Here is a 12,367-nt window from a genome sequence, read left to right on the forward strand (position 1 = left end):
TTTTCAGATCAGGCTGCGCCGGAACAGGTGCGCATTCTAGGGATTTAGAATCTCCCGTCAACTACTTTTTGAAAGAAGCCGCATCATGCCTGCATGATCCAGCCCTCTACCCCCATGGCAGCCTGGCGCAGAGCCTCGGAGCGGGTTGGGTGCGGATGGCAAATCAGAGCGATGTCCTCGGACGATGCGGCGAACTCCATGGCTACGCAATACTCGCCGATCATCTCGCTCACACTCGGCCCCACCATATGCACGCCGAGGATCTCGTCTGTGCCCTCATCGGCCAGCACCTTCACGAAGCCTTCGGTTTCGTGGTTGATCTTGGCGCGACTGTTAGCCGTGAATGGAAACTTACCGACGCGGTAGGCACGCCCTTCTGCCTTGAGTTGTTCCTCGGTCCTGCCGACGCAGGCGACCTCGGGCTTGGTATAGATGACGCTGGGGATAACGTCATAGTTCACCTCGGCAGCCTTGCCGGCGATCTTCTCAATGCAGGCGATCGCCTCGTCTTCTGCTTTGTGCGCCAGCATCAGCCCTGAAGTGACATCACCGATCACCCATATGCCCGGGATAGATGTCTTGTGATGCTCATTGCTCAGCATGCCGCGCTTGTCTGTAGCGAGACCCACGATCTCCAATCCCAACCCCTCGGTGTATGGGCGACGCCCGATGGCTACAAGCACATAGTCAGCCTCCAGCACCTGAGCCGAACCACCTGCGGCCGGCTCGATACTCAGCTCCACCCCTTTGCCTTTCACTACCGCACCGGAGACCTTGCTGCCCAACTTGAAGCTCATACCCTGCTTGCTCAGCGAGCGTTGCAGCGTCTTGGCCGTCTCGTCATCCAGCCCGGGGCAGATGCGATCCAGATACTCGACCACCGTCACCTCGCTGCCAAGCCGGCGCCAGACAGAACCCAGCTCCAGGCCGATGACTCCTGCACCGATCACCACCAGGTGCTTGGGCACCTCCGGCAGCGACAGGGCGCCGGTCGAATCAAGGATGCGCTGGTTGTCGATGGTCACGCCCGGCAGCGGCGTCGGCTCCGAGCCGGTGGCTATGACTATGTCCTTGGCCTGCAGCTCGGTCTGGCTACCATCGGCCGCCGTCACCTGCACCCGCCCTGCCCCGGCCAGCTTGCCCCAGCCCTTGATCCACTCGACCTTGTTCTTGCGAAAGAGAAATTCGATGCCCTTGGTCAGCGCGGCAACGCTCTCGTCCTTCTGCTTCATCATCTGTGGCAGGTTGAGCTTGGGCTTGACCTCGATGCCGAGATTGGCGAACTCCTTGCCGGTCGCTGCTTCATACAGCTCCGAGGCATGCAGCAATGCCTTGGATGGCATGCAACCGACATTCAGGCAGGTACCGCCAAGCGTCTCCCGCCCCTCCACGCACGCGACCTTCAGTCCCAACTGGCCGGCTCGGATGGCCGCGTTGTAGCCGCCAGGCCCACCGCCGATCACCACTACATCGTATGCACTCATGAGGCACTCCTTGTCGAATCAGCGACTGGCCGACAACGGCGCGACGCTCGCGCTGCGGCTCAGCAAATGGAAGGCCGCGAAAGCCGCCGTGGCGAACAGGCCATGGAGAAGAACCATAGGCCAGGACGTACCGTCCTGCAGCAGGCCAAGCAACACGCCGGCCAGGGTGGCACCGATCATCTGCGAGAAGCCCATGAAGCCAGCCGCCAACCCAGCGCGATGGGCGTTAGGAATGACAGCACCCGCCACCGAGGCCGGCAGCACCATGCCGCCCCCCAGAGTGACCAGCACCTGCGGCAATGACAGACCAAGCAGCGAGAGACCAAACAGGCCGTGCACCAGCAGCGTCAACACCGCGCCGCTGCCCACCAGGGCAACGCCGATGGCAACTATGCGTTGCGGGCCCAGCAGCATGATCTTTCTCTGAGTGAACAGCGCACCGGCGATGAGGCCGGAGACGATGGCACCGAAGGTCAGTCCGTATTCCGCGGTGCTCAACCCGAGCAGCTTTATATAGACGGTGGATGACCCAGCGATCACGCAGAACATCGCGCCGTAGGTACAGGCCAGGGTAAGCGCGAAGATGCGTACCGAGCGCCCACGCAGCAGATCGCGGTAGTCGCCGGCCAGCTTCAGCAGGCGCCCTGCCTTCGGATCGAGAGTCACATTGCTCTCCTTATAGAAGAAGAGCACGGCCAACAACGCGACGGCGCCAACCGCCAAGGCGGCCAGCACTGGCGCCTGCCAGCCCCAGTGCTGGGTGAGCAAGCCGCCGAGCATGGGCGCGAGCGCGATAGAGCTGAGCATGCCGATCACTGTCAGCGCCAGAGCGGGACCAGCCTGGGCCTGCCACACATCACGGACCACCGCCCGCGCCAATACCAGTGCCGAACAGGCACCCAGTCCCTGCACCGCCCGCGCGACGATGAACTCGGCGAGATCACTGGCCAGCAGCATACCCCCCGTCGCCAACAAGTAGCCCAGTAGTCCTGCGATCAGCACCGGACGCCGACCGAGGCGATCGGACAACGGCCCTAAAATCAGCTGCCCCAGGCCAAAGGTGGCCACGAATACCGACAACGCGGCCAGGCTCGCCCCTGGCCTGGCCGTGAAGCCCTGCTCCAGGTCAGCCAGCGCAGGAATCAGCAGCTGGGTCGAGATCTCGCCCAGCGCCGTCAGTGTCATGAGCATCAGCAGCAAGGCTCTGGAGGGTTTCGGCATGGCATTTCTCCGATATCGCTAGCGACTCTGCAACGGAGTCAGATATTTATATTTCAACCATAATATGAAATATTGAATGAAGTCCATCATCAAAATCCTGAAGGAGAAGCCCCATGCAAACCACGTCACGCGAACAAACTCTGGAAATTTGGCTGGAAGCCGAGCGCAGCGCCCGCGCCAGACTTGGCGAGCCGGGTACGCTGACGCTGAAGCAGGTGAGCGAGTTGACCGCCCAGGAATTCTTCGACCGCATCGGCAGCGGCGAACTGCCCTGCCCGCCCTTCGGCCATCTGGTCGACTTCGTACCACTGGAATGGGAGCCCGGTCGCTTCTTGTTCCAGGGCACGCCAAACGCCCGCCACTACAACCCGCTGGGCAGCGTGCACGGTGGCTATGCGGCAACCCTGCTCGACTCCTGCATGGGCTGCGCGGTGCATACCCGCCTGCAGCCCGGTCAGGGCTATACCACGATGGATCTGCGCATCAGCTACGTACGCGCCATCACTGCCAACACCGGTCCGCTGCGCGCCGAAGGGCGCATCGTCCATCTCGGCCGCTCCAGCGCGCTGGCCGAAGGCCGGCTGTATGACGTGGACGACCGCCTCTACGCAGTCGGCTCCACCACCTGCATGATTCTCGATTTCCGCAGCTGACCGCCTAAGGAACGGCCTGCCCCCATAGGAAAGTCGGGCCACCTGCTCTTCTACCGATCAGCACCATAGAAATCGGCAATCGTTAAATGACGGTCGACATGTATGCGACCGTTTGAATTACTCCTATCATCTTTCTACGGACGGCGAATCCTCGCCTCCCCCACCACAGGACCTCAGCCATGACCTCCATCGTGATCGCCGGCTACGCCCGCTCCCCCTTCCACTTCGCCAAGAAAGGCGGCCTGATCAACCTGCGCCCCGATGACCTGGCGGCCCAGGTATTGAAGGGGCTGGTCAACAAACTCGATCTCGATCCCAGCCTGCTGGAGGACGTGATCATGGGCTGTGCCTATCCCGAGGCCGAACAGGGCATGAACATCGCCCGCATCGCCAGCTTCCGCGCCGGCTTCCCTGAAACCCTCGGTGGCGCCACGGTCAACCGCTTTTGCGGCTCATCCATGACCTCGGTGCACTTCGCTGCCGGGCAAATCATGCTCGGCGCCGGCGAAGCCTTCCTCTGCGCGGGCGTGGAGTCCATGACCCGCGTGCCCATGGGCGGTTTCAACATCTCGCCCAACCCGGCGCTGATGAGCAGCTTTCCGCAGGTCTACATGGCCATGGGGCACACCGCCGAAGAAGTGGCCAAGCGCTTCGAAATCAGCCGTGAGGAGCAGGAAGCCATGGCCGTCGAGTCCCATGCCAAGGCCGTGCGTGCCCGCGAGCTTGGCTACTTCAAGGATGAGATCCTCGCCGTAGAGACTCCGGATGGCGTGATCAACGAAGACGGCTGCATCCGCCCCGGCACCAATGCCGAAGCCCTGGCCGCGCTCAAGCCGGCCTTCGGTGGCAGCGTGACTGCCGCTACCTCCTCACCACTCACCGACGGCAGTGCCGCGGTACTGGTGTGTACCGAGGACTTCGCCCGCCGCCACAAGCTCGACATCCTGGCCCGCATCAAGGCCGTTGCCGTCGGCGGCTGTGCTCCGGAGATCATGGGCATGGGCCCGGTGGTGGCAACCCGCAAGGTGCTGGAGCGCGCCGGCCTGAGCATCGACGACATCGACCTGGTCGAGATCAACGAAGCCTTCGCCAGCCAGTCCATCGCCTGCGTACGCGAGCTGGGCCTGGACATGGCCAAGGTCAACATCGATGGCGGCGCCCTCGCCCTCGGCCACCCGCTGGGCGCCACCGGCGCGCGCATCACCGGCAAGGCCGCGTCGCTGCTCAAGCGCACGGGCGGCCGTTATGCCATCGCCACCCAGTGCATCGCCGGCGGCCAGGGCGTGGCTACGCTGCTCGAAGCAGTCTGACGCCCAACTGGGGCTACTCAGCAATCAAAGCGATCCGGGATGGAATGTCCCGGATCGCTCGTTGTAAGCCCCAGATCCCAGCCATTCCAGCTCATTTCGCAAGCTCGAAAACTCTCCCCCCTGAAGGACGCGGCGGACTGCCGCGCCCGCTCTCGTCGATCCGAGTGTAAGATTAAGGTCAGCATTCCAATTCCTGCCTGGAACTGACTTCTTATGCGCTACCCCGAAGACCACAAAGCCAAGACCCACCAACGCATCATCGACGAAGCCGCCCTGCGCTTTCGCCGCGACGGTGTGCTGGCCACCGGGCTGCAGCCACTGATGAAAGCCCTCGGCCTGACCCACGGCGGTTTCTACGCCCACTTCAAATCCAAGGACGATCTGGTCGAGCAGGCGCTGCAGCAAAGCGCCGACCAGCTCAAGGATGGCCTCAACGACCTCGACCAGGCAGCGCAGCCGCTGCAGGAACTGATCAAGCGCTACCTGTCCGCCGGCCACTGCCAGTCACCAGGCCTCGGCTGCCCGCTGCCGACCATGTCCGCAGAGTTGGGCCAGCGCGGCCAACCCAGCCCGGTCACCGATCGGATCGTGCGCGATCGCCTGCAGATGATTGCCGGCAGTCTTCCCGGCGAAGATGCCGAGAAGCAAAGCGCGTTGATCCTTTCGGCAATGGTCGGCGCCCTGGTGCTCTCGCGCAGCGTCACTGACCCCGAGTTGGCGGAGCTGCTACGCGCCGGTACCCGCGACTTGCTGTTGCAGCAAACCGAGGCCTGATTCGCGCCCACAAAAAAAGCCCTCGCGGTCTCCCGCGAGGGCTTTTTACTTTCCGACCTCAGCGCTTGTAGCGCGGCGCCGCCTGGTTACGCGACAGGTTCGGCCCCAGCGCGCCGCGAGCGGCGACAAAGGCCTGCCAGTCGGCGGCATCCGGCAGCGAGGGGATGGTAATCAGCTCACGCTGATCGAAACCGGCCAACGCCGCATCGACCATCTCGCCAACCTCCATGATCATCTCCGGTGGCAGCTTGCTTTCATCCATGCCACTGCGCTCCCAGATCTCGGTGCGGGTCACACCCGGCAACACGGCCTGCACCTGCACGCCCTTGCCCGCCAGCTCGCTGTTCAGGGTCTGGGTCAGGCTCAGCACATAGGCCTTGGAGGCGCTGTACACGGCGTTGAACATCTCCGGCGCCAGCGCCACCACCGAGGCAACGTTGATGATGGCGCCGCGTCCACGAGCGCTGAACTGCTTGGCAGCCACAGAAGCCAGACGGGTCAGCGCGACCACGTTGAGCTGAATCAGCTTCTCGGCCAGGTCCAGATCGGCCTCGGCCAGGGTGCCGTTGGTGGCGATGCCGGCGTTGTTCACCAGCAGGCCGATCTCGGCGTCGTTGTACAGGCGCTCTTCCACCGCGCTCAACTCGGACTTGTCGCCCAGGTCAGCCTTGAGCACATCGACCTTCACCCCGTACTCCTGGCTCAGGCGACCAGCCATGGCTTCCAGACGTTGAATATCGCGCGCGACCAGCAGCAGGTCGTGACCGCGACGCGCCAGGCGCTCGGCGTAGGTGGCACCGATGCCTGCAGATGCGCCAGTGATCAGCGCCTTGCCCAGTTGTTTGCTCATCTTCGTCTCTCCGCTTCTGTGTGGTTGGCCAGCACGTGCTGGATTACGGTCGTCATATTATATTATAGGCGTAATCAAACAAACGCCTTTTCTCAATGGCCACGATAGAAGCCCACAGCGAAACGCGACTTATGAATATAAAAATAGTCTAAAAAAGTATTTATCTATTCCATTTTTATCAATTAGCTTTGCCCTACCGGACCACCGGACAACCCCAAGAAGAACGACATCTGTCCAGTGGCTCGACCTTCCCCGGAACGGTACGCGCCCGCCCGAGGAGCATCACCATGAGCATTCCCTTCGCCCGCCGCCTGCTGGCGGTACTGACGATTTCCAGCCTGAGTCTGAGCGCCCAGGCCGCCGACTTTACCGTTGCCTACCAGACCACCGTCGACCCGGCCAAGGTTGCCCAGGCCGATGGCGCCTACGAGAAAGCCAGCAAGTCCGAGATCGACTGGCGCAAATTCGACGGTGGCGCCGAAGTGATCACCGCCGTGGCCTCCGGCGACGTGCAGATCGGCTACGTCGGCTCCAGCCCGCTGGCTGCCGCGGCCACCCGCCAGCTGCCGGTACAGACATTCCTGATCGCCACCCAGATCGGCGCCGCCGAGGCCCTGGTCGCCCGTGACGGCAGCAACATCACCAAACCGGAAGACCTGGTCGGCAAGAAAGTCGCAGTGCCCTTCGTCTCCACCGGCCACTACAGCCTGCTGGCTGCGCTCAAGCACTGGAACATCGACCCGGCCAAGGTGCAGGTCCTCAACCTGGCGCCGCCGGCGATCATCTCCGCCTGGAAGCGCGGCGACATCGACGCCACCTACGTGTGGGACCCGGCCCTGGGCGTGGCCAAGGAAAACGGCAAGGTGCTGATCACCTCCGGCGAGCTGAGCGAGCTGGGCGCACCGACCTTCGACGCCTGGATCGTGCGCAAGGACTTCGCCGAGAAGCACCCGGAAGTGGTCCGCGCCTTCGCCAAGGTCACCCTTGATGCCTACGCCGACTACCGCAAGGACCCAAAAGCCTGGCTGGCCGACAAGGACAACATCGCCAAGGTGGTGAAACTCTCCGGCGCCAAGGCCGAGGACATCCCGCTGCTGCTGCAGGGCAACGTCTTCCCGCTGGCCGCCGACCAGGCCACCGCCCTCGGCGCGCCGACCACCCAGGCCATCACCGACACCGCCAAGTTCCTCAAGGAGCAAGGCAAGGTCGACGCCGTGCTGCCGGACTACGCGCCCTACGTCAGCAACCAGTACGTCACCAACTGAGCATCGGGCCCTCGCCCGCGATCCTGCCAAGGCCCGCGGGCGAGGTTCGGCGGCGGCAAGGAGGCCGCCGCCGGATGCACCCACATTAAAGAGAAAGACATGGCCCTACTCGAACTGGAGCGCATCGGCGCACAGTACCCCGGCGCGGCCGAACCGGTACTGCAAGACATTTCCCTGACCCTCGGCCCCGAGCAATTGCTGGTGGCCCTGGGCCCTTCCGGCAGCGGCAAGACCAGCCTGCTCAACCTCATCGCCGGCTTCACGTCCCCCAGCAGCGGGCGCATCAGCCTCGACGGCGTGCCCGTCACCGGCCCCTCCGCCGAGCGCGGCGTGGTGTTCCAGGACGACGCCCTGCTGCCCTGGCAGAACGTGCTGGATAACGTCGCCTTCGGCCTGCAGCTGGCCGGTGTGCCACGCGTGCAACGCGAGGCCAAGGCCCGCGAGCTGTTGGCCCTGGTCGACTTGGCCGGCTTCGAGCAGCGGCGCATCTGGGAACTCTCCGGCGGACAGAAACAGCGCGTCGGCCTGGCCCGCGCCCTGGCCGCCGAACCACGCGTTCTGCTGATGGACGAACCCTTCGGCGCGCTGGACGCCTTCACCCGCGAGCAGATGCAGGAGTTGCTGCTGCAGGTCTGGCGGCGCACCGCCAAGCCAGTGCTGCTGATCACCCACGACATCGAGGAAGCGGTATTCCTCGCCACCGACCTGGTGCTGCTGGCACCCAATCCGGGACGCATCGCCGAGCGCCTGCACCTCGACTTCGGCAAGCGCTACGCCGCTGGCGAGAGCGCCCGCGCCATCAAGTCCGATCCCGACTTCATCGCCACCCGCGAGCATGTGCTCGCCCAGGTCTTCGCCGAGCGCCAGAGGAGGCACGCATGAGCAGCTACGAGTTCGTCTACGCCAAGAGCGAGACCGAGCAGCACACCGCCCGCGCGCCGCGCCGGCTCAGACTGCTGGCCCTCGGCCTGATCAGCATCGGCAGCCTGCTGTGGGCCTGGTGGGCGGTGACCGCCGCCGGGCTGATCGAGCCGCTGTTCCTGCCCAGCCCGCAGACCGTGCTGGCGCGCGGCTGGAAACTGATCACCGAGGGCTACCTGGACGCCAGCCTGTGGCAGCACCTGGGCGCCAGCCTCGGGCGCATCGGCCTGGCTCTGTTCTTTGCGGTGCTGACTGCCATCCCGCTGGGCATCGCCATCGGCCGCAACCGCGTGGTGCGTGGCCTGGTCGATCCGCTGATCGAGTTCTACCGGCCGATTCCGCCGCTGGCCTACCTGCCGCTGATCGTCATCTGGTGCGGCATCGGCGAGCTGTCCAAGGTGCTGCTGATCTACCTGGCGATCTTCGCCCCCATCGTCATCGCCACCGCCACCGGCGTGCGCAGCGTCGACCCGGCCAAGCTGCGCGCCGCCCAGGCCCTCGGCGCCACGCCGGGCCAGCTGATCCGCCATGTGGTGCTGCCCAGCGCCCTGCCGGACATCCTCACCGGCGTGCGCATCGGCCTCGGCGTCGGCTGGTCGACCCTGGTAGCCGCCGAGCTGATCGCCGCCCAGCGCGGCCTCGGCTTCATGGTGCAGTCGGCGGCGCAGTTCCTGGTCACCGACGTGGTAATCCTCGGCATCCTGCTGATCGCCGTGATCGCCTTCGCCCTGGAACTGGGCCTGCGCGCCCTGCAACGCAAGCTGGTGCCCTGGCACGGCCAGGCCCACTGATTCGGAAGTAGCTGCATGAGCCTCAATATCACGCCCCTGAGCCCGGCTCTGGGCGCCATCGTCGGCGGCATCGACCTGCGCCGTCCGCTGACTGACGCCGACCAACTGGCTATCGAAAAGGCCCTGCTCGAGCATCAGGTGCTGTTCTTCCGCGCCCAGCCGATCGAGCCGCCGCAACAGGCGGCCTTCGCCGCGCGCTTCGGCGACCTGCACATCCACCCGATCTACCCGAACATCCCCGAGCAGCCGGAAGTGCTGGTGCTCGACACGGCCGTCACCGACGTGCGCGACAACGCCATCTGGCACACCGACGTGACCTTTCTGGAAACCCCGGCCCTCGGTGCCGTGCTGGCCGCCAAGCAGCTGCCGGCCTATGGCGGCGACACGTTATGGGCCAGCAGCAGCGCCGCCTTCGAGGCGCTGTCGCAGCCGCTGCAACGCCTGCTCGACGGCCTAACCGCCAGCCATGACTTCACCCGTTCGTTTCCGCTGGAGCGCTTCGGCAACACGCCCGAGGCGCTGGAGCGCTACCACCAGGTGCAGCGCCAGCATCCGCCGGTGACACACCCGGTGGTGCGCACCCACCCGATCACCGGGCGCAAGGGCTTGTTCGTCAACGAGGGCTTCACCACGCGGATCAACGAGCTGGAACCGACCGAGAGCGATGCTCTGCTGCGTTTCCTGTTCGCCCACAGCACCCGTCCGGAGTTCAGCATCCGCTGGCGCTGGCAGGAGAACGACGTGGCCTTCTGGGACAACCGCATCACCCAGCACTATGCGGTGGACGACTACCGCCCGGCGCGGCGGGTGATGCATCGCGCCACCATCCTCGGAGACAAGCCCGCTTAGAGCCTGTCCACGATCTCCTGGCTCGCGGCCATACGGCGTTAAAAACGCCCTCAGAATGCTCATTTACCATTCGTAAACTGCGCTTCCTCGGGCATTTTTGCCTTGTCTGGCTCTAATCCAGAAGCTCGTAAACAGGCTCTAGGGCTTGTTGGCGTCCGGCGCCGCATCCTCGAAGCGGTCCACGGTGCGCAGGCTGCGGAAGCCCCACATCCAGCCACCGACCACGCCGAGGGTGCACAGGCTGCCCAGCACCGCCGCCGGCACCGCGCCGAACCAGGCGGCGCTGCTGCCGGCGCGGAACTCGCCCAGCTCGTTGGAGGAGCCGATGAACAGCATGTTCACGGCATTCACCCGGCCGCGCATGGCGTCCGGGGTGGAGAACTGGATCAGCGAGGAGCGGATGTACATGCTCACCATGTCCGCGCCGCCGGCCACCATCAGCGCGAGGAACGACAGCCAGAACAGACTGGACAGCGAAAACACCAGGTTGGCCACGCCGAACACCGCCACCGCGATGAACATGCGCATGCCCACATGGCGATTGAACGGCCGCATGCTCAGGTAGAAGCCCACCGTCACCTCGCCAATGGCCATGGCGCTGCGCAAGATGCCGAGGCCGGTCGGGCCCACGTCCAGCACCTCATGGGCGTACATCGGCTGCAGCGCCACCACGCCGCCGAGCAGCACGGCGAACAGGTCCAGCGAGATGGTGCCGAGGATGATCGGCCGCGAGCGGATGAAGTGGATACCGGCGGTGAAGCGCGTCCAGGCCGTGGCCTCGAGCGGCTTGCTCTCCTCACGGAAACGTACCTGGACGAAGGCCAGCATCAGCACGCCGGCGGCGAAGAACAGCAGGCACAGCGCGTAGGTCAGCTCGCCGCCACCGATGGCGTAGAGCACGCCGCCCAGCACCGGGCCGGAGATGGTCGAGGCGCGCACGATCATGCTGTTGGCCGCGATGGCCGCCGCCAGGCTCTCGCGCGGCACGATCTGCGGCAGCAGGCTGGACAAGGCAGGCCCGGTGAAGGCACGGGCGCAGCCGTAGGCCACCAGCACACCGTAGAACGCCTCGACCGGCCCGTGGATCAGCGACAGCCACAGCAGCACCGCGGCGCAGATCGCCTCCACGCCCCAGCTCAGGCCGAGGATCCACTTGCGGTCGAAACGGTCGATCAGGTCGCCCGCCGGCAGCAGCAGGAACAGCATCGGCAGGAACTGCGCCAGGCCGACATAGGCCAGGCTCATCGGGTCGCGGGTCAGGTCATAGACCTGCCAGGCCACCACCACCGCGAGGATCTGCACGGCGAACATGGCCAGCACACGGGCGGCGAGAAAAGGCAGGAAACCGGGCTGGCGATAGACGGAAAGTTCGGCGGACACGGCGCAAGTCCCGAGGCAGATAAGGAAACGGCGCAATCTACTGGATAAAAACCTGTCCGAGCAAACAACTCTCGGGCACATGCATATATCCAGATTTCACTTATGGAATAGCCCCCAGTCAGAGGGCTATAAAAACCGCCGAGTCGCTAGCGGCTCAGCTCGTAGGCGCACATGTTGACGGTGGAGGCCAGGTTCAGCGACTCGATGGCACCGCAGCCGGCGATGGTGAACGGCTGGGCGCCGAGGGCACTGAGCTGCTCACGCGGCACGCCACGGGCCTCGTTGCCGAACAGGTAGCAGTCGAAGCCCTTGAAGCTGGCGGACTGCAGGCTTTCGCCCTGCATATCCAGGCAGGCGATGCGCGGGAAGCGCTCGACCAGGGAATCCAGCTCAACATCCAGCTCCAGCGGCGCATGGAAGATGGCGCCCATGCTCGAACGCACGACCTTGGGGTTGTATGGGTCGACGCTGCCGGGGCTGAGCAGGCAGCGGAAGCCGCCGAACCAGGCCAGGGTGCGCAGGATGGTACCGAGGTTGCCCGGGTCCTGGATCTCATGCAGGTAGATGGCGCGCTCGCCGGCAGCCACCGGCGCGGCGCCTTCCGGCATCGGCACCACGGCGACTATGCCTTGCGGCGTCTTGGTGTCGGACACCTGCGCCATCTGCCGCTCGCTGATCACATGGGTCTTGAACGGGCTCTGCCAGTGCTCGTGGGCGGCGGTCACGTACAGCTGGCTGCGCTGCAGCAGCGGGTTGTGCGCGGCCGCCTTCTGCAGCTCCAGCACCAGGTGTTCGCCCTCCACCAGGAAATGGCCGAACTCGGCGCGGTACTTCTTCTGCTGCAGCTTCTTGATGTCGTCGAGTTTCAT

12 protein-coding genes are annotated in these 12,367 nt (G+C 64.8%); 7 read left to right on the forward strand and 5 right to left on the reverse strand.

Annotated elements, in window-relative coordinates:
- Positions 1–83 precede the first annotated feature (83 nt).
- Positions 84–1,484, reverse strand: coding sequence for a dihydrolipoyl dehydrogenase (gene lpdA / locus PTT45_RS00010; protein ID WP_273810626.1), 1,401 nt, complete (start codon positions 1,482–1,484; stop codon positions 84–86).
- 18 nt (positions 1,485–1,502) lie between these two features.
- Positions 1,503–2,705 (reverse strand): MFS transporter, encoded by a 1,203-nt coding sequence (locus PTT45_RS00015; protein ID WP_273810627.1) that lies wholly within the window; start codon positions 2,703–2,705, stop codon positions 1,503–1,505.
- Between the two features lie 113 nt (positions 2,706–2,818).
- Between PTT45_RS00015 and PTT45_RS00020 the strand changes: the two genes are divergently transcribed.
- The 3 genes from PTT45_RS00020 to PTT45_RS00030 all read left to right on the forward strand — a co-directional run bounded on the left by PTT45_RS00020 (position 2,819) and on the right by PTT45_RS00030 (position 5,442).
- The gene (locus PTT45_RS00020) at positions 2,819–3,358 is read left to right on the forward strand and encodes a PaaI family thioesterase (protein ID WP_273810628.1); all 540 of its coding nucleotides are present in this window, start codon (positions 2,819–2,821) and stop codon (positions 3,356–3,358) included.
- A gap of 179 nt (positions 3,359–3,537) precedes the next feature.
- Positions 3,538–4,668: a thiolase family protein gene (locus PTT45_RS00025; protein WP_273810629.1), complete on the forward strand. Its 1,131-nt coding sequence runs from the start codon at positions 3,538–3,540 to the stop codon at positions 4,666–4,668.
- 213 nt (positions 4,669–4,881) lie between these two features.
- Positions 4,882–5,442, forward strand: coding sequence for a TetR/AcrR family transcriptional regulator (locus PTT45_RS00030; protein WP_273810630.1), 561 nt, complete (start codon positions 4,882–4,884; stop codon positions 5,440–5,442).
- A 58-nt stretch (positions 5,443–5,500) separates the two neighbouring features.
- Here PTT45_RS00030 and PTT45_RS00035 read toward each other — a convergent pair whose 3' ends face one another.
- Positions 5,501–6,292, reverse strand: a complete 792-nt coding sequence (locus PTT45_RS00035; protein WP_273810631.1) for an SDR family NAD(P)-dependent oxidoreductase — start codon at positions 6,290–6,292, stop codon at positions 5,501–5,503.
- Between the two features lie 287 nt (positions 6,293–6,579).
- Between PTT45_RS00035 and tauA the strand changes: the two genes are divergently transcribed.
- The 4 genes from tauA (at position 6,580) to tauD (ending at position 10,118) form a co-directional block, all read left to right on the forward strand.
- Complete coding sequence (gene tauA, locus PTT45_RS00040) at positions 6,580–7,557, forward strand: taurine ABC transporter substrate-binding protein (RefSeq protein ID WP_273810632.1); 978 nt, start codon at positions 6,580–6,582, stop codon at positions 7,555–7,557.
- A gap of 99 nt (positions 7,558–7,656) precedes the next feature.
- Positions 7,657–8,439 carry a taurine ABC transporter ATP-binding subunit gene (tauB, locus tag PTT45_RS00045; RefSeq protein ID WP_273810633.1) on the forward strand — a complete coding sequence of 261 codons (783 nt, stop codon included), beginning with the start codon at positions 7,657–7,659 and terminating at the stop codon, positions 8,437–8,439.
- On the forward strand, positions 8,436–9,269 hold the full coding sequence (gene tauC, locus PTT45_RS00050; protein ID WP_443218133.1) for a taurine ABC transporter permease TauC: 834 nt from the start codon (positions 8,436–8,438) through the stop codon (positions 9,267–9,269). The genes tauB and tauC overlap by 4 nt, the downstream gene beginning before the upstream one ends.
- 15 nt (positions 9,270–9,284) lie before the next feature.
- Positions 9,285–10,118: a taurine dioxygenase gene (gene tauD, locus PTT45_RS00055; RefSeq protein WP_273810634.1), complete on the forward strand. Its 834-nt coding sequence runs from the start codon at positions 9,285–9,287 to the stop codon at positions 10,116–10,118.
- A gap of 138 nt (positions 10,119–10,256) precedes the next feature.
- Here the strand turns inward: tauD and PTT45_RS00060 are convergent, their stop codons facing one another.
- Together PTT45_RS00060 and PTT45_RS00065 are read right to left on the reverse strand one after the other, a co-directional pair.
- Entirely contained in the window at positions 10,257–11,498 is a 1,242-nt protein-coding gene (locus tag PTT45_RS00060) for an MFS transporter (RefSeq protein WP_273810635.1), read from the reverse strand.
- A gap of 146 nt (positions 11,499–11,644) precedes the next feature.
- On the reverse strand, positions 11,645–12,367 hold the full coding sequence (locus PTT45_RS00065; RefSeq protein WP_273810636.1) for a TrmH family RNA methyltransferase: 723 nt from the start codon (positions 12,365–12,367) through the stop codon (positions 11,645–11,647).

The sequence above is a fragment of the Pseudomonas sp. Gutcm_11s genome (genome assembly GCF_028649395.1).
GTDB lineage: Bacteria > Pseudomonadota > Gammaproteobacteria > Pseudomonadales > Pseudomonadaceae > Aquipseudomonas.